Raw genomic sequence first — 24,653 nt, forward strand, 5'->3', positions numbered from 1 at the left:
CTTGTAAATGATAATCATTATCCATAACATGCTGGCAACTTGTGATTTACCCGGTTATGGGATGATGAGGATCGTCATGAAAAAGTTACTGTTTTTAGCCACCTTGCTGCTGGTCGCCTGCGCCCAGCACCCGGCGTCGCCCAATTTGGCCTCCAGCAGCATTAAAGACCTGCATACCGGGGAAACCCTCACGCCGCAGCAGCTGTTGGCGCGACTGGCGAAACACCCACGGGTGATTGTCGGCGAGAAGCACGACAACCCGGCGCATCACCAGATTGAAGCCTGGCTGGTGGAAAACCTGCCCGACCAGCGCCCGCAGGGCAGCGTGCTGATGGAGATGCTAACGCCGAGCCAGCAACCCGCCGTCGAGAGCACCAAGCGGCTGTTGCAAACCCAGCCGGACCTGTCGGCGACGAAGGTAGCGGAACTGCTTAAATGGCAGAAAGGCTGGGATTGGTCGATGTACGGCCAAGTGGTAATGCCAGCAATCAAAGCCCCTTATCCGCTGCTGGCGGCGAATCTGGATCGCAGCGAAATCATGGCTTTCTACCAGAAACCGGCCTTCCCGGCGGGAGCCAACAGTGCGGATCCTAAAGTTAGAGAGGCCATCGCCGACACCATTCGCGTTTCGCATCAGCAGAATATCGAGCCGCAGCAGCTTCACGCCATGTTGGCAATCCAGCAACAGCGCGACCGCCGCATGGCTGAACGGCTGCTAGCCGCGCCAACGCCGGCTTTGCTGATCGTCGGTGGCTATCATGCCAAACGTAATGTCGGGGTGCCGGTGCATCTTCGCGATTTACAGCCTAAGGCGCAGGTGACGGTAGTCATGCTGGCGGAACAGGGGGCGGAAGTGGATAACCAGCAGGCGGATTATGTGTGGATAACCCCGGCGGCGGGTAAAAAGCAATAATAATAAGAAGAAAGAAGCCGCCCCCGGCCAGAGCCAGAGGGCGGTGAATGTCTTAAGCCAGCGCTTTTTCAGCTTTCTTCGCCGCGCGGCGGAAAGTGATAATACAGAGCACAAAGCCAACCAGCCCCAACGACCCGGCCGCCAGCGGAACCGCCGTCAGACCCAGGCCACGAGCGATAACCGCGCCGCCTACCCAGGCCCCCAAGGCATTACCGACGTTAAAGGCGGCGATGTTGAGAGTCGACACCAGATTCGGCGCATTCTTGCCATAAGTCACCACGTTAATTTGCAGCGCAGGCACGGCGGCAAAGCTGACCATCGCCCAGAAGAACAGCGTCACTTCCGCCGCCAGCAGGTTCACGCTGGTCCAGCTAAACAGTGCCGAGAAGATGGCAATCAGCAAGAAGATCAGGGTCAGCGTAGCGCCTAAACGCCAGTCAGCCAGACGTCCGCCAAGCACGTTACCGATAGTCAGCCCCAGGCCGATCAGCAGCAGAGTCCAGCTCACGCCGTGCTCGGACACGCCGGTGATTTCCGTCAGCATCGGCGCAATATAGGTGAACAGGGCAAACATCGCGGCGGAGAAGAACACGGTGATCGACAGCGACAGCCACAGGCCCAAACCACGCAGCGCGCCCATCTCTTTGCGCAGGTCCGTCGGCTCTTCGTCTTTGGTGTCCGGCAGTTTTTTATAGAGTGCAAACAGCGATGCCACGCCGATAATTGCCACCGCCCAGAAGGTAGAACGCCAGCCGAGCGCCTGGCCCAGCGCGGTACCTAAAGGTACGCCCAGCACGTTCGCCAGCGTCAGGCCGGTAAACATCAGGGCCACGGCAGACGCGCGGCGGTTCGGCGCCACCAGATTGGCCGCCACCACGGCACCAATGCCGAAGAAGGCGCCGTGACACAGCGCCGTGATAACCCGCGCCAGCATGAGGAAGCCGTAGCTGTAAGAGAGCGCACACATCAGGTTGCCGAAGATGAAGATAGTCATCAGCAGCAACAGCGTTTTTTTACGCGGCAGTTTGGCGGTCAGCACGGCCATGATAGGCGCGCCGATGGCCACGCCCAGCGCGTAGCCACTGATAAGCCAACCCGCCAGCGGAATACTCACCTGTAAATCATTGGCCACATTGGGCAACAGCCCCATGATGACAAACTCAGTCGTGCCGATCGCAAATGCGCTCAGCGCCAGTGCCAGTAACGAAACAGGCATAGGAAACTCCCCATTAATTAATTATTTACCCAACGAACACCACTAAAGCGGGCTGACTCGTGCAGTCAGTCCGCGAAAAGTAAGCAAGAGATCAAGATATCAGGATGGTGAAACGGGCCGCTAAAACCCGTCGCAAAGTACATTGCTGCGTTAATTCATTTGTTAGCGCAATGTTGTATCTTGCCAACAGAAATACCACGCAGATCACACTTTTGACCAGTTAGCGGCCGAATCAACGGCACAAATTGTTAGGGAATAAGTGATAACTCACTGATAAATAATCAGTTAGAAGATGTGTGCAAATATTTCGAAAAATGGAGTTTAGGCCCCGGCCATGACCCAGCGAGGATTTCCGGCAAACCATGCCACCAGAAAATCCAGCAAGGCGCGCAATGCGGCTGGCATTTGGCGGCGCGACGCATAGATGGCGTAAATCCCCAAGGTTTGCGGTTGCCATTGCGGCAGCAGCGCCACCAACTGCCCGCTGGAAATTAGCGGCGCGGCGGAGTAGTAGGGTTGCATCACAATCCCTGCCCCCTCTACTGCCCCGCTCAGCAATACCTGCGACTCGTTGGCGCTAAGATTGCCACTCACCGGTATCGCCAGCTTTTCGCCTTGGCGCTCCAACTGCCACAGGCTTTTGCCGAAATAGCTGTAGGTCAGGCAGTTATGCAGCGCCAAATCCTCCGGCTTTTGCGGGGTGCCGTGGGCCGCCAGATAGGTAGGAGAGGCGCAGATCACCGAGGCACACTCGGCCAGCGGCCGGGCAATCAGGTTCGGATCGAGATCATTGGTAATGCGCAGCGCCAGATCGATTCGATCTTCCACCAGATTGATCGCCTTACTCTCCAGTTGCAGATCAATACTCACCTGCGGGTGTAGCCGCAAGAACTCGGTCACGGCGATCGCCACCGCCCCCTGCCCGAAGGACTGAGAGCAGCTCAGGCGCAGCAGGCCGCGCAGCGCGTCATCTTCGCTCTCCCCCGCGCAGGCCATTTCCGCCGCCACCGACAGCATTTTCCGGCAGCGCGCCAGCGTGTTCTCCCCGGCATCGGTCAGGCTGAGTTTGCGCGTGGTGCGGTGCAGCAGGCGCGCGCCGGACCACTTCTCCATTTCAGATAAATAGCGCGTGACCATCGCACGGGACATATCCAGCGATTCGGCGGCGCTGACCATGCTTCCCCGTTCAACAATGGCGACAAAGACTTCGGCTGCGGTGATCCTGTCCATATCATTCATCCGATTTACGCAATAAACAGTTGCGCATTATCCGGTTTTTCTCTCGATTTATGCAACGTAAAGTAGCGGCATTAACCCACATTATTTGGCGACAACGCCCAACCTCCGAGGACACATTATGCGCCTGAAAAAATTGGCTCTTACCGCCGCGCTGCTTCTGGGCACTAGCCTGACGGCTCGCGCTGCCGACATGAAAATGGACGTTTACAATCCGGGTCAAAACAGCATTTTTGCCGTTTCCTCAGAAATTGTCTCTGGCGAGAAAGACGCCGTGCTGATTGATGCCCAGTTCCAGCGCAACGATGCGCAGAAGCTGGTGGAGATGATCAAAGCCAGTGGCAAGAACCTCACCACTATTTACATCAGCCAGGCAGATCCTGATTTCTACTTCGGCCTGGATACCCTGCACGCCGCCTTCCCTAAGGCCAAAATCGTCGCCACTCAGGCGACAATTGATGAAATCAACGCCACCAAAGACGGCAAAGTGGCGTTTTGGGGCCCGCAGTTGAAAGACAACGCGCCAAAAACGGTGATTGTCCCTGAGCCGCTGAAAGGCAATTCTTTCGAGCTGGAAGGCAAAAAGTTTGAAATTAAAGGGCAAACTCCCGCCCGCACCTTTGTATGGATACCGGCGCTAAAAACCGTAGTCGGCGGCGTTATTGTGGATGGTAATACCCAGCATCTGTGGGTCGCAGATACACAAACGCCTGAATCACGCCAAGCCTGGATTGCCACGCTGGACCAGATCACGGCGTTGCAGCCAACTACGGTGGTGCCGGGCCACTTCCTGCCCGGTGCGGCACAGACGCTGAAGTCGGTCGAGTTCACCAAGCAGTATTTACAGACGCTGGAGAAAGAACTGCCAAAAGCTAAGAATGCGGAGGCGCTGGTGAAAGCCATGAAAGGACATTACCCGGCACTGAAAGGCGATGAGTCATTAGAAATGAGCGCCAAAGTGCTGAAAGGCGAAATGAAGTGGCCGCAGTAAAATAAGTCAATTTTTGCATAAAACGATTTGATGGGTCCTTAAAAGTGGACCCATTTTTTAACGTCATAACAAAACCAGGTTACTGAGCAATAATTAGCAGACTGATAAGAATACACCTCGAAAAATACTCAATAATCCTGTCCCAATCTCCTTCTTAAGAATTTCCTCACACTATTAACGCCAATCGATAAATCTTCAATTTTCGAACAAATAGTTTTTACGGGACTATTTCTCCATAAATTTCCGCCAGTAAGGCAAATAGTGCTCTCTAAATAGAGAAAATCGGCTTTTTGGCGGCGTTGTCGATTCTTCCAGCAGTATCTTCAGAAAACTCTTACTTCCAACCCTCAAATAACCAAACTCTAATTATCTTATTGTTTATTATAACTATTTAATTAATTATGTTCAGTATTATCTTAATAACCAATCACTTCAAACGATCAGTGAAAGCATTTCAATCGTCAAAACCTATTAAAAGTAATCCCAAACATCGGGTTAAACGATTTGTTTCGAACTTTATATAATTTATATTGATTGTTAATTATTCATAAAAAACTCACCAACCTTTTGCGCAGAAAATTCTTTTCTGGGCTTATGCTTTATGCTTTTGGGTGGTTTTTTTCTCTGTGTGAATCGCCTTTTTGACTGGATTATTTGTGTTACATGGAAGGCTATCATGCCAAGAGTTATTATATGGAGTGAATGTCAATTCACTCAACTGGCGCTTGAGACACTTATTCTAAAGTTGCCTTTCCACGTTGATGTTTTAAATTTCCCACAAAATAAAAATAATATTATTTTCGACTCTTCTGACTATTTTATCCTTGACCCTTCACATAAAAGCTTCTCTCGATGCTATGAGTTTTTATTAGCGCATCACGAGAGAATGGATGATAACCGGATGATTTTTTACTCTGAGTCGCTGGACGCTACCATCATGTCCACGCTGCTGAAAAGAGGAATTCGTTCTTTTTCTAAAAACAACAACTTACAAGAGACGACCAGCCTCATTACCAAGTTTATCCTGCTGAAAGATATTTCAGACTTATGCGATCAGCACTTTCTGGTGATCACCAAAATGGAAATAAAGATTCTTTCTATGCTGGTATCAGGCGTTTCTATCCGCGATATCTCAATGATATTAAAAAGAAGCATCAAAACGGTCAGTGCACATAAATGCAATCTATTTAAAAAAATAGGCATAACGAATAATCAGGAACTATTCTTTCTCTTTAACCACAGCGTTGCGGATATGACTGCGCTCTAGAGCGATAGTCTGGCGATGTTGCAAATACCAGCCGCGATAAATATAGAGAAAGAAGAATGGACCCAGCTTCGGCGTCAGAATTCTATTTTGTTTTCGAGCCCATCGTCGACCCGGCAGGCAATGTGCTGGGTTTTGAAATGCTCACGCGGCAAAATTCGCTCAATGGGCCATGCCGAAGCATTGAACATCTATTTTCTCAGCTGCATCCTGAACACAAGTTCGATATTTTTTACACCCAATTGAATACGCTGAGCCATCAAGCGGAGTTCTTCTTAGAGCACCGGTTTAGCGTCTCTTTAAATGTGGATACGGAGATTGCCGAGGGCATCGTTCGCTCCGTGGCATTAACCAATAGACTCAAATCTATGGGTTTTATTCGTTTAGAGATCAACGAGCACTTCTCAGAACTCTTCCACCCAAGCCCCCAGCCTCTGCTCAGCAAGTTAGCCGCCTGCTGCCCACTTTGGCTCGATGACTTCAGCGCCGATCATCAACGCTTATCGCCCGTCATGCTCAACCAGTTTGAGTGCATTAAAGTGGATAAACATTTCTTTTGGCAGCATCAGGGCAGCGAGGAGCTGAAGTCGGTGATTCAGCAGCTAGGCCGCAGCTGTCAGGGCGTCATTGTCGAAGGGGTGGAAACCTCCGAGCAGCTCAGAGGTTTAAAATCACTGAATATCAAGGGGATGCAGGGTTATTTATGGCCTGCCAGATTCCAACATAATCTGCAAAGCAGAGTGAGTATCGACTGATTAAGGCTGTACGCGAACAAATGTCCCCGCAGCCTGCACGTTCATGCCAAAGCCACAGTCACCGTCGGTATGCAATTTGACAGTTTCTGGCGCGAATTCCATGCTCACTTTACACTCTCCGCCGCCCGCGTTCTGGTCATCTGCCTGATTGTAAACCGCTTTGCCGTCTTTCACGGCCGTCACCACCGAGAATTCGCCGGTATTCGGCCCGTAATAGAGCGACATCAGCCCCATGTACATGCCGCTGAAATCGATTTTAAACTGGGCTTCTTCCGCTTTGACATCCACTTCGTTCCAACTGCCGTAACCGGCATATTGCCAATACTGCCCGGCCACGCTGGGTGCGGCAGGCAAGGCATCGAGCTGGGGTTGGATTTGGCTAAGATTAAATTGTGATTTTTTATCATCCGGCGCCAGCATCAGCCAGGCTTTAGCTTTGCGATATTGCCCCTGACGGATATAGGTCAGCGCGATGTTGTTGTAGGCCGTGGCGATAGTGTCCTGCGGCTTGTGGCAAAACTCGCTCCAGGCCACCTGATCGCGGAATAGCTCGCGCGCTTTGTCATAAGCGCCTTGCTGATAAGAGACTTTCCCCGCCGCCGCGTAAATCCCCGCCTTCAGACAATCCTTTTCAATATCAGGCTCATCGATTTTCGCCAATACCTGAAGACTGACAGAACAGCCCGCCACCAGCAGCAAATTCAACCCCAATTTCATCGAACACCTTTTTCTTATAACCAAATGGAACTTTTTGCAGGAAAAACATCCTTACATGTGTGCCATTGCCCTCTCGCGCTGGCTGACCCATTCTGGGATGATTACGCATTCACAACATGAATATATTGAAACATGGCTATTTATGACTAACAAACCTGGGAAATCGGCACCTTGGCGTGCTGTCTGGCAGTTGATTAAGCCTTATTGGCTTTCCGAAGAGAAGTGGCGTGCCTGGGGCATGTTATCCGCCATCATTATCCTCTCATTGGCCGGCGTCTATCTGAGCGTCCAGCTAAATGAATGGAACAGAGTCTTTTACGATGCGCTGCAAAATCGTAATTACCCCGTATTCAAAGCCCAGCTGTTGAAATTCACCTGGCTTGCACTGATCTTTATCGTCATTGCCATCTACAAAGTCTATCTGACCCAGGGCCTGCAAATGAGCTGGCGTCGCTGGATGACCGAAGAGTATATGGACAAGTGGCTGGGCAATCACGCCTATTATTACACGGAGTATCAGCATCAGGTCGATAACCCCGACCAGCGTATTGCTGAGGACCTCAACGCGCTGACCAGCGGCACCCTTTCGCTGGTGCTTGGCCTGCTATCCAGCGTGGTCACGCTGTTCTCCTTTGTCTTTATTCTGTGGTCGATCAGCGGCCCGCTGACCTTTATGTTTTCCTCCCATGAATTCACCATTCCGGGCTACATGGTGTGGTTCGCCCTGCTCTACGCGGTGGTCGGCTCGGTGATTGTCTGGTGGGTGGGTAAGCCATTGGTTCGTTTAGGATTCAACCAAGAATGGTTCGAAGCAAACTTCCGTTTTGGCCTGATCCGTATCCGTGAGAACAGCGACGCCATCGCCCTTTATCACGGTGAGAAGAGTGAACGCGACCAGCTGAGCAGCAAGTTTGAATCCATCAAAACCAACTGGTGGTCGATTATGAAAGTGACCCGTCGCCTCAACGTGGCGTCCACTTTCTATGCCCAGTTCGCTAACATCTTCCCGATTCTGGTGGCTTCGCCGCGTTACTTCTCCGGCGCCATCCAGATGGGTTCCTTGATGCAAATCTCCTCGGCCTTTGGTCAGGTGCAGGGCGCATTGTCGTGGTTTATCGGCGCCTTCACCGATTTAGCCAGCTGGAAAGCCTGTGTTAACCGTCTGGCCGGTTTTAACGCCGCCATTGAACAGGTGAACGCCCAGCCGCGCGGCATTGACGTGCGCGAATCCGACAAACTGGATCTACAACTCGACGATTTAACCCTCAAGCTGCCGAACGGCACCGCGCTGTTCAGCAATGTCTCCGCCAGCCTGCAGGCCGGTGAGCGCGTGCTGATCGCCGGCCCGTCTGGCTGCGGTAAGTCCACCCTGCTGCGCGCTATCGCCGGTATCTGGCCTTACGGCGCGGGCAGTATTCACCTCGCCGCAGGCAAAAATTATTTGTTCCTGCCACAGCGCAGTTATATTCCGATTGGCACTTTGCGCGAAGCGCTAAGCTACCCGCAGTCAGATCGTGAATACACTGACGACCAGCTGATTACCGTGTTGGAACAGTGCTGCCTGCCGCATCTGCAAAGCGTGCTGGATGACTATGCCAACTGGAGCCAGCGCCTGTCGCCGGGTGAGCAACAGCGCCTGTCGTTTGCTCGTGCACTGCTGATTAAGCCTGCCATTCTGTTCCTCGACGAAGCCACCAGCGCGCTGGATGACGAAACCGAGCAGCGCATGTACAGCTTGTTAGTCAGCGAATTGCCTGGCACTTCGGTGATAAGCGTAGCGCACCGCAATACCGTCGCCAAGTACCACCAGCACTGCTGGCGCTTCAAACGCAGCGAAGAGGGCGGCAGCCACTTCTCGGCGTCCGCGCTATTACCTGAGTAAGCTTTAACACTCGCCTTCCTTGCCTCTTCTCGCCCCTGCGCGGGGAGAGGCAAGACAAAACCCATCCTAGCGCACAATTCTCCGCCTCAAATTTGTTCAATTGTATACCCCGCTATACAATTAATTTTGACAACCGGAGGGCTGATGAAAATCGACAAAACCTCGTTCGTACCGCTTTATCTACAAATAGAACAGCAGCTTACTGAACGGATCAGCGCCGGAGAGATCAAACCTGGCGATCCGATCCCCACCGAAGCCGCGCTGTGTGACATTTATGGCGTCTCGCGCATGACAGCGCGCAAGGCGGTGGACTATCTGGTGCGCCAAGGTCGGGTCGAACGTTTTCGCGGGCGCGGCACCTTTGTGGTGAAAAAGGCACTGACGCGCAAAGTGAACCTGCCTCTCGACCGCCACCTGACCTCCAGCGAGCTGGCGGTTGAAATCAACGCGCCGATTGAAAACCGCGTGCTGGCTTTCGAGTGCGTCTCGGCCACGCCCGACATCGCCAACGCGCTGCAAGTCCCGGTCGGCACGGCCCTGCACTTTATGGTGCGCCTACGCCTGCTGGGGGAAGAGCCTTTTGTTTATGAGCAGTGCTGGCTACTGGCGGATCTGTTCCCCGACCTGACACCACGGCATCTGGAAACCTCGAAATACGCCTATCTGCGCTCTAGAGGTTATGAACCGGCAGGCAGCAATAAGCAGATATCGGCAGAACTTCCCGCCAATGAAATCCGTCTGGCCCTGCACCTGTCGCGCGATGAGCCGGTGCTACACGCCCACGCCATCTCGGAATTCACCGACGGTACGCTGTTTGAAGTCTCAGACGTGTATTACAACCAGAAGCACTACAGCTTCAGCATTCGGGCCAGAGTCAAAGGCAAAGAGCAAAAATAAAGGCTGACCCCAGGGCCAGCCTTCTTACTTCTTACTCTTCTTCAACACGCATTAGCTAATACCGGAAAGCTCGGCTTTCACCAGATTCGCCACCTGCTCGACCTGCGGGCCGTAAATCACGTGCACGTCATTGTCAGTCACGCGCTTCACGCCCATCGCCCCGGTTCTCAGCAGCTTGTCATCTTGCACCTGCGACATATCCTTCACCTTCACGCGCAGGCGGGTAAAGCAGCAATCCACCTGAGAGATATTGCCTTCGCCGCCCAGCCCAAGAATGATGTCTTTGGTCTTCTGGTTGCCTTCGGCGGGCTTGGCGCGCTCTTCGGCATCATTCTCATCTTCACGCCCCGGCGTTTTGATCTGCATGCGTAAGATCACCCAGCGGAAGCTGAAGTAGTAGATTGGCGCGTAGATGATCCCAAGGATCAGCGGGTACCACCAGTGGGTTTTCGCCCCGCCCAGCACCCCAAAGATCAGGAAGTCTATCGCCCCACCCTGCACGTTACCGATCATCACGTGGAACATCTGCATCAGCACAAATGAGATCCCGGTCAGCACGGCGTGCAGCACGTAGAGTACCGGCGAAACAAAGATAAAGCAGAACTCCAGCGGCTCGGTGATCCCGGTGGTGAAGGAGGCCAGCGCCCCGGCTAGCATCAAGGCTTTCACCCGCCCTTTGTGCTCGGGCCGCGCGCAGTGATACATCGCCAGCGCCGCCGCAGGCAGTCCAAACATCATCACCGGGATTTTACCCTGCGCCAGGAAGCGCGTGGCCTGCTGGGTGACGGTATCGGTAATAGCGCCGGGATTGGCCAGCGAGGCGTTGAAAATATTCAGCGCGCCGACGATGCTCTGATTATCCACCGTCGTCACCCCGCCGATTGGCGTGAAACGCACGGTTTCGTTGATGATGTGATGCAAACCGGTGGGGATCAGTAAACGCTCAGAGGTGGCGTAAATAAAGGTGCCTATCTCGCCGGTGCGCCCGATTAACTCTCCCACCCACTGAATGCCCTCAGCGACGGTCGGCCAAACCAGCGACATCAGCACGCCGACGATTGGCAGCACCAGCACGGTAATAATCGGTACAAAGCGCCGACCGCCGAAGAAGGCGATGGCCGTCGGTAAGGTGATGGTGTAGAAGCGATTGTGTAGCCACATGGTGATCAAACCGACCAAGACCCCGCCCAGCACGCTCATGTTATAGGTGAAAATACCCAGCGTTTGGGTGAACTCAGCGGCGTAAATCATCGCCTCACTTTGCGACATGCCCTGCGCGGTAAGGTGCGCCACGCTGATGGTGTCTGGCGTAATATTCTGCGCCAGTAAGCTATAATTAACCCCAACGTGCAGCCCCACAAAGCCGATCACTGCAGAGAAAGCCGCCGTGGCTTTCTCTGCATTGGCCAGCCCCATTGCCGTCGCAACGGCAAAGAAAAGCGGCAGGTTGGCGAACAGCGCGCCGGAAACCTGACGAATAAAGCCGATCACCAGTTGTAAGGATTTTATCTCAGCGAACGCTTCGCCGGTCACCGCAGGGTTCTGCAATGCCGCCGCCAGCCCCAAAAATATCCCGGCTGCCGCGATCACCGAGATCGGTGTCATCAGCGCTTTACCCAGATCGTGGATTTTGCTGCCTAATTTGATCATCCGTTCCCCTTAATCAGTTGGCGAAAAAAGAACCACCTATTGAGTAAAGACCATAATGTATAGTTGTATAGACATAATGACCGAGAGTATGAATGGGATCACAGTTTGGGGGGGAGTTGGAGCTGGTTGATATATCGCCTCAAGAAATCTAAAACCTCCTTTTTTTCATTCATGATTTGCCGATTAGTGAAGCGCAGCACGGTCATTCCTAAACCGCCAAGAAAATGTGTTCTCACTTCATCAGCTGATTTTTCTTCATCAGAAAAATGGCTATCTCCGTCAATCTCTACGATAAGCCTGACTTCTGATGCATAGAAATCAACAATGTAGCGCCCGAATCCCTGTTGACGGCGAAATTTGACACCGAGTGATTTACCTCTCACTGCCTGCCAGAAAATAAACTCGGGATAGGTTAAGTTGTGTCTCAATTTCCGCCGAAAAACCTTTTGCTTCGAATCATTGAACATGACATTCGTTCCCTGTGTGAATACCCCATCCCAGCCTTCCCCTTTCCAGGGGAAGGAGTCGCCCCAGCATAAAATTAACTGCGGTGCCTAGACTGAATTTTGGAAGAGTTATGCGAGAGACATTCCAATAATCATCTGATATTTAATAAGAAATAGGAGCCTTAGCTCCTCCCCCTGATAAGGGGGAGGCTGGGAGGGGGTATTGCAGACATCACCAAACTCACCCAATACCACCAAGAATCCACAGCCACCCCCCCAACTTCCTACAAAACATCTCCTTATGTTAAAATTGTTAAAAATATTACTACCCATAACAGCCTTACTTTTACCGCGCCTCTCCAAACGCGGGTTAATCAAGACTCTTTAAGGAAGCACTATGGCTATCTCTCGCCGCGATTTTCTCAACGGTGTGGCTATTACCGTCACTGCCGGCATGACGCCGTGGCAGGCGCTGCAGGCCTCGCCGCAAACCGCGACGCAAACGCTCTATTATCCGCCTTCGCTCACTGGGCTGCGCGGCAACCATCAGGGCTCTTATGAGGCGGCGCACCTGCTTGGGCGCGAAGGCAAAAAAGTGGATCCTTCCAGCCTGCCGATTGAGGGTGAATTTGATCTGGTGATTGTCGGCGCGGGCATCAGCGGGCTGGCGGCGGCGTGCTTCTGGCAGGAGCAGCATGGCAAGCAGCAACGTATCCTGCTGCTGGATAACCACGACGACTTTGGCGGTCACGCCAAGCGCAATGAATTTCACGTCGAAGATAAAACTATTCTCGGCTACGGCGGCAGTGAGTCTTTTCAGTCACCGCGCACCAATTTCAGCCCGGTGGCGATGGGCCTGCTGAAGACGCTGGATGTCGATGTCGAGCGCATGGCGAAAGACTTCGACCAGACCTTCTACCCGGACCTGCACCTCAGCCGCGGCGTCTATTTCGACCGCAAAAACTTCGGCGTGGATAAAATCGTCAGTGGCGATCCGGGCCGCGCCGTGGCCGATGACATCCCGCCAGAGCGCCTCAACGGCCGCGACATCAGCGACTTTATTAGCGATTTCCCGCTGTCGGACGCCGACCGTAAAGCCTTGATTGCGCTGCATACGGAGTCGAAAGATTATCTGGCAGGCATGAGCAAAGAGCAGAAAATCGAGTGGGTCGATAGCCACAGCTACACCCAGTTCCTGCGCGAAAAAGTGGGCTTGAGCGAAATCGCCATTCGCTACTTCCAGCAGCGGACCAACGATTTTCAGGCCGTGGGCATTGACGCCACCTCGTGCAGCGACGCGCGGATCTGCGCCCTGCCGGGTCTGGAAGGCATGGGCTTACCGCCGCTAGACGCCGAATCCCTCGCCGACCTCGACGAGCCTTACATCTTCCACTTCCCGGATGGCAACGCCGGTCTGGCGCGGCTGATGGTGCGCCATCTGATCCCGGAAGTGGCGCCGGGCAGCACCATGGACGACGTGGTGCTGGCGAAATTCGATTACAGCCAGCTCGACCGCGACGGCGCGCCGGTGCGCCTGCGCCTCAACAGCACCGGCATGCACGTCGAAAACATTGAGCATCAGGGCAAGCCTGCGGTGGAAGTCACCTACATGACCGGCAGCAAGCTGCACCGCGTGCGCGCCGGGCAGGCGGTGATGGCGGGGTATAACATGATGATCCCCTATCTGGTGCCGGAGATGCCGGAAGAGCAGAAAGCCGCGCTGAAGGAGAACGTCAAAGCGCCGCTGGTTTATTCCAAAGTGGTGATCCGCAACTGGCAGCCGTTCATCAAGCTTGGTGTGCATGAGATTTACTCCCCCGCCGCGCCCTACAGCCGCGTCAAGCTCGACTATCCGGTCAACATGGGCGGCTACCAGCACCCGCGCGACCCTAACCAGCCCATTGGTCTGCATATGGTTTACGTGCCGACCCTGCCGGGCAGCGGCCTCAGCCCGCGCGAGCAGTCGCGCAAGGGGCGCGCGCTGTTACTGGGCACCTCGTTTGACGCCCACGAGAAGATGATCCGCGAGCAGCTGCAAGGCATGTTCGGCGAAGCCGGTTTTGACCATGAGCGCGACATCATGGCGATCACCGTCAATCGCTGGTCCCACGGCTACTCCTACTTCCTCAGCGGCATGTTCGATGATGAAGCCGAAGCGCAGAAAACCATTCAGCGCGCCCGCCAGCCGGTCGGCCGTATTACCATAGCCAACTCCGACGCAGACTGGAGTCCGTACGCCAACTCGGCCATCGATCAGGCGTGGCGCGCCGTCAACGAACTGACCGCCATGAAGAAGGTGAACGCATGAAAAAGTTGATGATGTTTACCGCGCTGATGGTGGCCAGCTCCTCGGCGCTGGCGATGTCCGAAGGGGAATATGTCGCCAAAGCTGCCGACTGCGCCGCCTGCCACACTGCGCCGCAGGGCCGCGACATGGCGGGCGGGCTGCGCTTTGCCACGCCGATTGGCGACATCTACTCCACCAATATCACGCCAGACAAAACCGCCGGAATCGGTAATTACAGCTTTGACGATTTCGACAAAGCCATGCGCCAAGGCATCGCCAAAGACGGCCACCCGCTCTACCCGGCCATGCCTTACACCTCCTACGCCAAAATGAGCGACAAGGACATGCGCGCGCTTTACACCTATCTGATGGATGAGGTGAAACCCCAGCCAGAAGCCAATCGCGAAAACCCCATCAGCTGGCCACTGTCAATGCGCTGGCCGCTACGGGTGTGGAACTCGCTGTTCCTCTCCTCCGGCGAATTTAAGCCACGGGCCGACCAGAGCGAGGAGTGGAATCGCGGCGCGTACTTGGTGCAAGGCGCGGGGCACTGCGGTGCCTGCCATACGCCACGGGGCTGGGCGCAGCAGGAGAAAGCCGAGGATGAAAGCGACGCTAAATTCCTCAGCGGCGGCGAGCTGGACGGCTGGTACGCCCCTTCCCTGCACGGCATAAAAGGCAGCCAGCAAGAGCTGGTCACCCTGCTTAAAACGGGCCGCAACACCCACGCGGCGGTCAGCGGGCCAATGGGCGAGGTGATCACCAACAGCACGCAGTTCATGACCGACGCCGACCTCAACAGCATGGCGGTTTATCTGCTGAGTCTGAAGTCTGAGCCAGCAGCCTCTCCAGCAAAACCGGCACAAGTCACCGCCAGCGGCCAGCAGACCTACGCGCGCTACTGCTCGACCTGTCACGGCACTCAGGGCGAAGGTCAGGACTTCAACATTCCGGCGCTGGCGGGCAATGTGACGGTCACCTCGCCGAATCCACAAACCCTGTTGCGGGTTATCCTGAGTGGCGGGCAGACGCCAGTCACCGCCGAGCATATGTCGAAAACCATGCCGGGATACGGCTGGGCGCTGAACGATCAGCAAGTGGCGGAGCTGACTAACACGCTGCGCGACAGCTGGGGAAATCAGGCCGAAGCCGTCACCGCCGAACAGGTGAAAGCGGCACGCGACGCCTCAAAATAGGCCCAAAACCAAAGCAAAAAGGCCAGCTCAGCGCTGGCCTTTTCTTTAGCTGAATCTAAAACCTTACTGACCTACATCGCCATTCCAGCCGCCGCCCAGCGCGGCAATCAGCTTAACGCTGGTGACCATCTGGGTGCTGAGCAGGGACAGGACGTTTTGCTGCTGGCTGAGGCTGGTGTTCTCAGTGGTGGCGACGTCGAGATAGTCAATCATCCCCGCCTGATATTGGTTGTAAGTCACCCGCGCCGACTCCTTGGCAGCGTCGGCGGCGCGCTGCTGGGCCAGCGTCTGGGCATCCAACGTGCGCAGCTCGACCAGATAATCCTCCACTTCCTGCAACGCCCCTAACACGCTCTGGCGATAGGCGGCCACCTGCGCGTCATAGGCCGCCTCGGCCTGCGCTACGCGGCTGCTGGTCGCGCCGAAGTCGAGCACCGTCTGGCTCAGTTCCGGCCCCAACGACCAGACGCGGTTCGGCAGGGAGAACAGGTTGTGGAAGGCGTCGCTGGCAAAACCGCCGCTGGCGCTGAGGGTCAGATCCGGATAATAGGCCGCAGTCGCCACGCCCACCGCCGCGTTGGCCGAGGCCATGTTGCGTTCGGCAATAGCGATATCAGGGCGGCGCTGCAACAGCTGTGACGGCAGGCCCGGCGGGATCGACGGCAGGGTGAATTTGATCTCCCGCGCGGTCAGGGTGAACTGTGCCGGAGGCTTGCCAATCAGCACCGCGATGGCGTGCTCCAACTGGGCGCGCTGCCACTGGGCCTCCAGCGCCGAGGCGCGGGTGCTTTCCAGCTGAGTTTGTGCCTGAGCCAGCGTGGCGCGCGAGGTATTACCGCCTTCATACTGGTTCTGGATCACCGTCAGGTAGCGCTCGTAGGCGGCAATGCTGCGCTGATAGAGCGCGATTTGTTCATCCATCACCCGCAGTTGGAAGTAATCCTGCGCCAGCTCAGACTGGGCGCTCAGCGTGGCGTTTGCCAGCTCGGCCTTGCTGGCCTGCGCGCTGGCCCGGTCCTGCTCCTCGGTGCGACGCAGTTTGCCCCACAGGTCGAGCTCCCAGCTGGCGCCAAGCTTGGCCGACTGCTGCTTGGTCACCGCCTGCGCCGTGCCGCTGCGCGTGCTGTCGCCGGTAGCACTAATCGTCGGGAACAGCCCGGCGCGCGCCTCGGAAACCAGCGCCTGCGCCTGGCGATACTGCGCGGCGTACTGGGCTACGTTTTGGTTGGAAATCTGTACCTGACTCAGCAAAGACGACAGCTCAGGGTCCTGATACACCGCCCACCAGTCGCCCTTGGTTTGGGTATCCTTCGGGATGGCCGCCGTCCAGCCCTTAGCCTCTTTAAACTCCAAAGAGAGAGGGGCCGAAGGCCGCTGATAGTCAGGCCCGACGGTACAACCCACCAGCAGCAATGCCAACGCCAGCGGGGCGAGACGGAAAACGGCGGAGCCGGAATTACGCAATGTCATCAAAGTCGTTTCGCTTTTCAATGAATTAGTCATGTGAACCTGCCGGTGACGATGGCTCATGGTGCGGGCGCAGGCGATGCCATAAACGGCGCGTCGCCCGGCTCGAACGGTCCATATAGAGATAGACCACCGGCGTGGTGAACAGGGTCAGAATCTGGCTCAGGGCCAGACCACCGGCGATCGCCAAGCCTAGCGGGCTGCGCAGGTCGGCGTCGCCGCCGCTGCCCAGCGCCAGAGGCAAGGCACCGAAGAAGGCCGCCAACGTGGTCATCAAGATCGGGCGAAAACGCATCAGGCAGGCCTGGGTGATCGCCTGCTGCGGCGTCAGCCCGAGGCGGCGCTCGGCGTCGAGCGCGAAGTCGATCATCATGATCGCATTCTTCTTCACGATACCAATCAGCAGCAAGATGCCGATCAGCGCGATCACCGTCAGCTGGGTATTGGTCAGCAGCATCAGCAGCAGCGCGCCAAGCCCGGCGGAAGGCAACGTGGACAGAATGGTCAGCGGGTGAATGTAACTCTCATAGAGCATGCCGAGCACGATATACACCGCCGCCAGCGCCGCCAGAATCAGCCACGGCATCATGCTCACCGACGAGTCAAAAGCCTGCGCCGTGCCGGCAAATCCGGCCTGAACCGTTTCCGGCAGGCCGATTTTCGCCATGGTGGTTTTAATCAGCTGTTGGGCATCCCCCAGCGCCACGCCGTCGGACAAGTTAAAGGCCAGCGTGGTGGTTGCCGACTGCCCCTGATGCGCCACCGACAGCGGCGCGTTGGCTCCGCTAAAGGTGGTGAAGGCCGATAGCGGCACCTGCGCGCCACTGTCCGTGACCACGTAAAGCTGGTTCAGCACATCAGGATTGCTGGTGTAGTCGTCGGTCAGATTCATCACTACGTGGTACTGGTTCAGCGTCTTGTAGATGGTGGCGATCTGCCGCTGGCTGAAGGCGTTATTGAGCAGCGTGTCGATCATCTTGACGTTAACCCCCAGCCGCGTGGCCTTGTCGCGGTCAATGTTCAACATCACTTCCTGCCCGCCGGTTTGCGAGTCAGAATCCACGCCGGTCAGCTGCGGCAGCTTCTCCAGCGCGGCTTTGACCTTCGGCCCCCACTCGCGCAGCAGCGAAAGGTCATCGGCTTGCAGGCTGTACTGGTATTGCGCGTTAGCACTGCGCGCGCCGACTCGCAGATCCTGTGCGGCTTGCATAAACAGCTGTGCCCCGGTCAGTTTGCTGGTTTTCGCCATCAGGCGGTTTGCCACTTGGCTGGCGGTGGCGGTGCGGTCTTTAATGTCTTTCAGGCGAACGAAGAACAGCGCGGTGTTGCGCGAACCAAAGCCGCCGCTGCCCGCCGAACTCATCACCGCGTCCACCGCCGGATCGTCTTGAATGATCTTGCTGTACTCCAGCAGCTTCGGCTGAATAGTCTGGAATGAGGTGTTTTGATCCGCGCGCATCATGCCCATCAGCATGCCGGTATCCTGCTCGGGGAAGAAGCCCTTCTCCACCACGGTGTACAGGTAGAAGTTAAGCATGATGGTCAACAGCAGGCCGAACATGGTGATCAACTGGTGGCGCATCACCCAGCCGAGTGCCGCCGCATAGCCCGCCAGTAGGCGATTAAGCCAATGTTCAATCAGGCGATAAATGCGCGGCTGGCGCTTTTCCACCGCAGGTTTACGCCGCAGAAAACGGGCGCACAGCATCGGGGTCAGGCTGAGGGACACCAGCATCGAAATCACCAGCGACACGGTGAGCGTGACGGCGAACTCGCGGAACAGCCGCCCGAGGATGCCGCCCATCAGTAGCAGCGGAATAAACACCGCCACCAGCGAAAGGGTCATCGACAGCACGGTAAAGCTGACTTCCTGCGCGCCTTTGATTGCCGCGCGCACTGGCCCCAGCCCCTCTTCGATATGCCGGGTAATGTTCTCCAGCACCACGATGGCGTCATCCACCACGAAGCCGGTGGCGATGATCAGCGCCATCAGCGACAGGTTATCCAGGCTGTAGCCCAGCAGGTACATCACCGAGCAGGTGCCAATCAGCGAGACGGGCAGCGCCAGCGCCGGAATGATCACCGCCTGCAGGTTGCGCAGGAAGACGAACACCACGGCGATCACCAGCACCGTGGCTTCCAGCAGGGTCACTTCGGTGGCGCGCAGCGAGCCAGAAATGGTGCCGGAACGGTCCAGCGCGATGTGCAGCTCAACGTCGCCCGGCAGGTTCTCTTCCATCTGCGGCAACGCATTTTTAATTGCCTGAATGGTTTCCAGCATGTTGGCCCCGGCCTGCCTCGTCACGCCCAGCATCACCGACGGCGTGCTGTTGTAGTAGCCTACGTTGTATTTATCTTCAACCGAATCATAGACATTGGCCACGTCGCTCAGACGAATGGCCGCGCCCTTGATATAAGTCACAATCAGGGTTTTATACTGCGCCGCCGTGCTCTGCTGGCCGTTACCTTCAATCATCCACGACTGGTTCGAGCCTTGCAGCACGCCCTTCGGCAAGTTAGTGGTGCTGTTAGCGATGGCGGCGCGAATGGTGTCGAGGGAAATGCCGTAATGGCTGATCGCCTCCGGGCGCAGGTCAATACGCACGCCGGGCAGCGCCGAGCCGACAATCGAAACCTGCCCCACGCCGTTCACCTGCGCGATTTTTTGCTGCAACTGGCTGGAGGCAATGTCGTACAGCTCGCCCTTGCTGCGCGTGGCCGAAGTCAGAGAGAGCATGATGATCGGCGCGTCGGACGGGTTGGCTTTGCGATAGGTCGGCAGCGACGGCATGCTGCTCGGCAGCAGCGCCCGCGAGGCGTTAATCGCCGCCTGCACGTCGCGCGCCGCGCCGTTGATTTCACGGTCGAGGTCGAACTGCAGCACCACGCTGGTGGTGCCCTGCGAGCTGCTGGAGGTCATCTCAGTGACGCCCGCAATCTGTCCCAGCGCGCGCTCCAGCGGCGTCGCCACCGTGGCCGCCATGGTTTCCGGGCTGGCTCCCGGCAGGCTGGCGCTCACCAGAATCACCGGCAGGTCCAACTGCGGCAGCGGGGCCACCGGCAGCAGGCGATAGCCAAGCAGCCCGAGCAGCAGCACCGCGCTGGTTAGCAGCAGCGTGGTGACGGGCCGGAAGATGAAAAAGCGCGAGATATTCATCTATTCGCCAGCCTGCTGTTGGTTCAGCTTAGCGGCGCGTTTGCGTTTCAGCCGCGGGTTCCAGCGGGTCGCCAGACGGTCAAACATCAGGTAAATCACCGGCGTGGAGAACAGGGTCAGCACCTGACTGAAGATCAGCCCGCCGACAATCACCAAGCCCAGCGGCTGGCGCAGTTCAGCACCCGATCCACTGGCGAGCATCAGCGGCAGTGCGCCGAGCAGCGCCGCCATGGTGGTCATCAAGATCGGGCGGAATCGCAGCAAACAGGCCTGATGAATGGCTTCGCGCGGCGACATGCCGTGCTTGGTTTCGGCCTCCAGCGCGAAGTCGATCATCATAATGGCGTTCTTTTTCACGATACCAATCAGCAAGATAACGCCAATTAGTGCGATCAGGCTGAACTCGGTATCGGCAAACAGCAGCGAAAGCAGCGCCCCCACCGCCGCCGACGGCAGCGTCGACAGGATAGTCACCGGGTGAATAAAGCTTTCATACAGAATACCCAGCACCACATACATGGTCAGCAGCGCGGCGAGGATCAGCCACAGGGTGTTGCCGGTGGCGCTTTCAAACGAGGCAGCGGCCCCCTGATAGCGCAACGTGATACTGTCCGGCACCTTCAGCTCGGCCAAGCTCTGCTTGACGGCGGCCTGCGCCTGCTCCAGCGAATAGCCGTCTTTGACGTTGAAGGAAACCGTCACCGTCGGGAACTGGTTTAATCGCGCCTGCAACAGCGAGCCGGTGCGCATATGGATTTTGGCAATCGAGGTCAGCTTGACCATGCCCGTCGCCGAGCTGGTGGAAGTGCCGGTGTCGGACGTCGAGGTGGTCGAGCCCGAGGCACTGGTGGTGGTGGTGCTGTTGGCATCGGTAGAGGCCGACGAAGACGAATTGGTATTGCTGGTCGCCAGATAGATATCGTCGAACGACGCCGGAGACTGCTGATATTGCGGCGCGACTTCCAGCACCACGCGGTACTGGTTCGACTGGGTAAAGATGGTGGACACCAGACGCTGGCCAAAGGCGTTATACAGCGCGGTATCGACATCCGACGCGGTAATGCCAAAACGCGCCGCGGCGTCGCGGTCCAGCTCGACATAGGCCACCTGCCCCTGATTTTGCAGGTTGCTCACCACGTCGCTGAATTCCGGCAGCTGGCTGAGCTTTTCAGTCAGTTTCGGCGTCCAGGTCACCAGATTTTCACTGTCGGCATCGTCGAGGGTGAACTGGTACTGGCTGGGCGTGACCTGATCGTCCACGGTTAAATCCTGCGACGCCTGCATATAGAGCGAAATGCCCGGCACCGAGGCGGTTTCTTGTTTCAGACGGGCAATAATCGCCGGAGCGCGCTCGTCGCGCTGGTCGAAGGATTTGAGGTTAATTTGCAGACGGCCGCTGTTCAGGCTGGTGTTATTGCCGTCCACGCCGATGGTGGAGGAGACGCTGTCCACCGCCGGATCTTGCAAAATAGCGGCAGTCAGCATCTGCTGGCGACGGCCCATTTCGCCGAAAGAGACGTCCTGCGAGGCCTGGGTGATCCCCTGAATCATGCCGGTATCTTGCGACGGGAAGAAGCCCTTCGGCACCATCACATAGAGCAGCGCGGTGAATACCAAGGTCGCCGCCGCCACTAGCAGAGTGATGCGCTGATGATTCAGCACCACGATCAGCAGACGGTCATAACCGGCTATCAGTCGGTCAAAAATTTGGCCGCCTTTGCGGTAGAACCGGCTCTGTTTCTCTTCGGGAATGTGGCGCAGCAAATAGGCGCAGAGCATTGGCGTTAGGGTCAAGGAGACCACCATCGACACCAATATCGACACCGCCAGCGTGATAGCAAATTCGCGGAACAGCCGCCCGACCACGTCCCCCATAAACAGCAGCGGGATCAGCACCGCGATCAATGAGAAGGTAAGAGAGATAATGGTGAAACCGATTTGCGCCGAGCCTTTGAGCGCCGCCTGCATCGGCGTTTCGCCCTCTTCCAGCCGCCGGGTAATGTTTTCCACCACCACGATGGCGTCATCAATAACAAAGCCGGTGGCGACGGTGAGCGCCATCAGCGACAGGTTGTTGAGGCTGAAACCGCAGAGATACATCACGCCAAAGGTGCCAATCAGCGACAGCGGCACCGCGACGCTCGGGATAAGCGTCGCCGCCACGTTGCGCAGGAACAGGAAAGTGACCATCACCACCAGCGCGATGGAGAGCATCAGCTCGAACTGCACATCGCTGATTGAAGCGCGAATGGTCTGGGTGCGGTCGGACAAAATAGTGACTTTGACCGAGTCTGGCAGCGCGGCCTGAAGCGTCGGCAACTGGCGCTTGATACCGTCGACCACCGCAATCACGTTGGCCCCCGGCTGGCGCTGAACGCTGATGATAATCGCTGGCTGCTTGTTGGCCCAGGCAGATAAATATTGGTTTTCCGGCGCTTCGGAGAGCGTGGCGAGGTCCCGCAGACGCAGCGCAGCGCCGTTTTGGTAGGTGACAATCAGGTTGCCGTACTCCGCCGCGGTGCGCAGCTGGTCGTTGGCGTCAATGGTGATGGAGTGGTGCTTGCCGTCGAAACCGCCCTTCGAGCCGTTAACATTACTGTTGCCAATCAGCGTGTTGATGTCTTCCAGCGTCAGATTGTGGGCCGCCAGCGCGCGCGGATTGACCTGCACGCGAATTGCCGGTTGATTGCCGCCGGCCAGCGTCACCATGCCGACGCCGGAAATCTGCGACAGCTTCAGCGCGACGCGGGTGTTCACCAGATCCTGCACTTTGGTCAGCGGCAGCGACTCAGAGGTGACTGCCATGGTCAGCACCGCGCTATCAGCCGGGTTAACCTTTTTGTAGGTTGGCGGGTTCGGCAAGTCCTTTGGCAGCAGGTTGTCCGCCGCGTTGATCGCCGCCTGCACTTCCTGCTCGGCGACGTCGAGAGAGAGGTCTAGCGAGAACTTCAGGGTGATAATCGACGAGCCGCTGGCGCTGGTGGAATACATCTGGCTCAGCCCGGCCATCTGCCCAAGCTGGCGCTCAAGCGGCGCGGTAATGCCCGACGCCATCACGTCCGGACTGGCGCCCGGGTAGAGCGTGGTCACCTGAATGGTCGGGTAATCCACCTGCGGCAAGGCCGAGGTAGAGAGCATGTTGTAGGCGAAAATGCCCGACAGCATAACCGCCACCATCAGCAGGATGGTAGCGACCGGCCTTTGGATAAAGAGGCGTGATGGATTCATTTCGACCCGCTGTCTTTGCCGGTGGTGGCCTTATCAACGCCGCCTTGTTCAGCGCGCTGTTTCGAGCTTCCGGCCTTGCTGGCGGTGGCTTCATCCTCGGCGCTGGCGGTTACCACCTGCACCTTGCTGCCATTATTCAGGTGGTCAATGCCGGTCGTCACCACCTGCTCACCCAGCTGAATGCCGGACAGAATCGCCACTTTGTCATCGCCAAAGGCCGGGCCAGATTTCACTTCGCGGCGCTCGACGGAGTTGTCGGCTTTCACCACATAGACGAAGTCGCCGTTGGCACTGAGCTGCAAGGCCGCCGCCGGAATCACCGTGGCTTTTTCCAGCGTGCCAACTTGCAGACGCGCGTTTACAAACTGATTCGGATAGAGCTTTTCATCCTGATTGTCGAACAGGGCTTTTAGCTTGATGCTGCCAGTGCTGGTGTCGATTTCATTGCTGATGAACTGTAACTTGCCCTGCCCGAGCACCTCGCTGCCGTCTTGGTCAAAGGCGGTGGTCGGCAACTGTTGCCCGCCACGCAGGGCTTTGAGCAGGGTTTGCAGATTGCTTTGCGGCACGCTAAAGGTGACGGCAATCGGCTGAGTTTGGGTGATGGTGACGATGCCCGTGGTGCTGCCGCTAGTCACCATATTGCCCGGATCGACCAGACGCAGGCCGACGTGGCCGCTGACCGGCGCGGTTATTTTGGCAAATTCGAGGTTCAACTTGGCGGCGGCGATCTGCGCCTGATCGGCCTTCACCGCACCGGCGTACTGACCGGCGGTCGCCATCTGGCTTTCTAAATCTTGTCGGGCTAAGGAGTCTTGCGCGTAGAGTTTCTTATAGCGCGCCAGGGTCAGCTCGGCGCTTTTCGCCAGCGCCTGATTCTGGGCTAAGTCGCCCTGATACTGCTCCAACGTCGCCTGATAACTGCGTGGGTCAATCTGCGCCAAGAGCTGCCCCTGCTCCACTTTCTGCCCTTCGGTGAAGTAGACCTTCATCAGTTGACCGTCCACCCGGCTGGTGACGGTCACCGTGGCATTGGCGACCACGGTCCCCAGCGCGCGCAAATAAACCGGCACGTCGGCCTGTTCCGCTTTCCCCGCCTGCACTGGCGTTTGCATCCCCGCCATGGCCGCACCGCGCATACCGCCACGGCCCTGCCCGGCATGCTTTTCTGGCGCGCTCGAACTGCTGTGATGGAAGGCAAAATACCAAACCAGAATAGCCGCGATAATCACCGCGATGACTAACCACAATCTATTGCGGTTCTTAGGACGAGAAGAGGTATTTGGCAGCATAAAGTTATTGGCTTCGCACTAATTATGAGAAGAAAGCAGCTGAAAACGATCCTTCAACC

At 56.7% G+C, this 24,653-nt stretch carries 17 protein-coding genes; 8 read left to right on the forward strand and 9 right to left on the reverse strand.

Annotated elements, in window-relative coordinates; genetic code table 11:
* Window positions 1-76: 76 nt before the first annotated feature.
* Window positions 77-913: a ChaN family lipoprotein gene (locus tag V2154_RS17915; protein ID WP_353503280.1), complete on the forward strand. Its 837-nt coding sequence runs from the start codon at window positions 77-79 to the stop codon at window positions 911-913.
* 52 nt (window positions 914-965) lie between these two features.
* Here V2154_RS17915 and V2154_RS17920 read toward each other — a convergent pair whose 3' ends face one another.
* Both V2154_RS17920 and V2154_RS17925 read right to left on the reverse strand, forming a co-directional pair.
* On the reverse strand, window positions 966-2,129 hold the full coding sequence (locus V2154_RS17920) for an MFS transporter (protein ID WP_353503281.1): 1,164 nt from the start codon (window positions 2,127-2,129) through the stop codon (window positions 966-968).
* Window positions 2,130-2,450: 321 nt separating this feature from the next.
* Entirely contained in the window at window positions 2,451-3,359 is a 909-nt protein-coding gene (locus V2154_RS17925) for a LysR family transcriptional regulator (protein WP_353503282.1), read from the reverse strand.
* Between the two features lie 127 nt (window positions 3,360-3,486).
* On the opposite strand from V2154_RS17925, the gene V2154_RS17930 reads away from it, so the two are divergent.
* The 3 genes from V2154_RS17930 (at window position 3,487) to V2154_RS17940 (ending at window position 6,375) form a co-directional block, all read left to right on the forward strand.
* Window positions 3,487-4,356 carry an MBL fold metallo-hydrolase gene (locus V2154_RS17930; RefSeq protein ID WP_353503283.1) on the forward strand — a complete coding sequence of 290 codons (870 nt, stop codon included), beginning with the start codon at window positions 3,487-3,489 and terminating at the stop codon, window positions 4,354-4,356.
* A gap of 676 nt (window positions 4,357-5,032) precedes the next feature.
* On the forward strand, window positions 5,033-5,623 hold the full coding sequence (locus V2154_RS17935; RefSeq protein ID WP_353503284.1) for a helix-turn-helix domain-containing protein: 591 nt from the start codon (window positions 5,033-5,035) through the stop codon (window positions 5,621-5,623).
* Window positions 5,624-5,679: 56 nt separating this feature from the next.
* Window positions 5,680-6,375, forward strand: coding sequence for an EAL domain-containing protein (locus V2154_RS17940; RefSeq protein ID WP_353503285.1), 696 nt, complete (start codon window positions 5,680-5,682; stop codon window positions 6,373-6,375).
* Here V2154_RS17940 and V2154_RS17945 read toward each other — a convergent pair whose 3' ends face one another.
* Window positions 6,376-7,092 carry a tetratricopeptide repeat protein gene (locus V2154_RS17945; RefSeq protein ID WP_353503286.1) on the reverse strand — a complete coding sequence of 239 codons (717 nt, stop codon included), beginning with the start codon at window positions 7,090-7,092 and terminating at the stop codon, window positions 6,376-6,378.
* Between the two features lie 142 nt (window positions 7,093-7,234).
* On the opposite strand from V2154_RS17945, the gene V2154_RS17950 reads away from it, so the two are divergent.
* Together V2154_RS17950 and V2154_RS17955 are read left to right on the forward strand one after the other, a co-directional pair.
* Complete coding sequence (locus V2154_RS17950) at window positions 7,235-8,974, forward strand: ABC transporter ATP-binding protein/permease (protein ID WP_353503287.1); 1,740 nt, start codon at window positions 7,235-7,237, stop codon at window positions 8,972-8,974.
* Between the two features lie 144 nt (window positions 8,975-9,118).
* Window positions 9,119-9,871: a GntR family transcriptional regulator gene (locus V2154_RS17955; RefSeq protein WP_353503288.1), complete on the forward strand. Its 753-nt coding sequence runs from the start codon at window positions 9,119-9,121 to the stop codon at window positions 9,869-9,871.
* Between the two features lie 51 nt (window positions 9,872-9,922).
* On the opposite strand, the gene V2154_RS17960 is transcribed toward V2154_RS17955, so the two are convergent.
* Both V2154_RS17960 and V2154_RS17965 read right to left on the reverse strand, forming a co-directional pair.
* Entirely contained in the window at window positions 9,923-11,521 is a 1,599-nt protein-coding gene (locus V2154_RS17960) for a PTS transporter subunit EIIC (protein ID WP_353503289.1), read from the reverse strand.
* A gap of 98 nt (window positions 11,522-11,619) precedes the next feature.
* Window positions 11,620-11,988, reverse strand: coding sequence for an endonuclease domain-containing protein (locus V2154_RS17965; RefSeq protein WP_353503290.1), 369 nt, complete (start codon window positions 11,986-11,988; stop codon window positions 11,620-11,622).
* Between the two features lie 376 nt (window positions 11,989-12,364).
* On the opposite strand from V2154_RS17965, the gene V2154_RS17970 reads away from it, so the two are divergent.
* Both V2154_RS17970 and V2154_RS17975 read left to right on the forward strand, forming a co-directional pair.
* Window positions 12,365-14,275, forward strand: coding sequence for an NAD(P)-binding protein (locus V2154_RS17970; RefSeq protein WP_353503291.1), 1,911 nt, complete (start codon window positions 12,365-12,367; stop codon window positions 14,273-14,275).
* Entirely contained in the window at window positions 14,272-15,450 is a 1,179-nt protein-coding gene (locus tag V2154_RS17975; RefSeq protein ID WP_353503292.1) for a c-type cytochrome, read from the forward strand. Before V2154_RS17970 ends, V2154_RS17975 begins: the two co-directional genes overlap by 4 nt.
* 63 nt (window positions 15,451-15,513) lie before the next feature.
* Here the strand turns inward: V2154_RS17975 and V2154_RS17980 are convergent, their stop codons facing one another.
* The 4 genes from V2154_RS17980 to V2154_RS17995 are packed head-to-tail and all read right to left on the reverse strand — an operon-like array spanning window position 15,514 to window position 24,594.
* Complete coding sequence (locus V2154_RS17980) at window positions 15,514-16,920, reverse strand: efflux transporter outer membrane subunit (RefSeq protein ID WP_437342039.1); 1,407 nt, start codon at window positions 16,918-16,920, stop codon at window positions 15,514-15,516.
* A gap of 25 nt (window positions 16,921-16,945) precedes the next feature.
* The gene (locus V2154_RS17985) at window positions 16,946-20,074 is read right to left on the reverse strand and encodes an efflux RND transporter permease subunit (protein WP_353503294.1); all 3,129 of its coding nucleotides are present in this window, start codon (window positions 20,072-20,074) and stop codon (window positions 16,946-16,948) included.
* Window positions 20,075-23,302, reverse strand: coding sequence for an efflux RND transporter permease subunit (locus tag V2154_RS17990; protein WP_353503295.1), 3,228 nt, complete (start codon window positions 23,300-23,302; stop codon window positions 20,075-20,077).
* Window positions 23,299-24,594: an MdtA/MuxA family multidrug efflux RND transporter periplasmic adaptor subunit gene (locus tag V2154_RS17995; protein WP_353503296.1), complete on the reverse strand. Its 1,296-nt coding sequence runs from the start codon at window positions 24,592-24,594 to the stop codon at window positions 23,299-23,301. Before V2154_RS17995 ends, V2154_RS17990 begins: the two co-directional genes overlap by 4 nt.
* Window positions 24,595-24,653: the final 59 nt, after the last annotated feature.

Origin of the sequence: Ewingella sp. CoE-038-23 (genome assembly GCF_040419245.1) — a bacterium.
GTDB classification, from domain to species: Bacteria; Pseudomonadota; Gammaproteobacteria; order Enterobacterales; family Enterobacteriaceae; genus Ewingella; species Ewingella allii.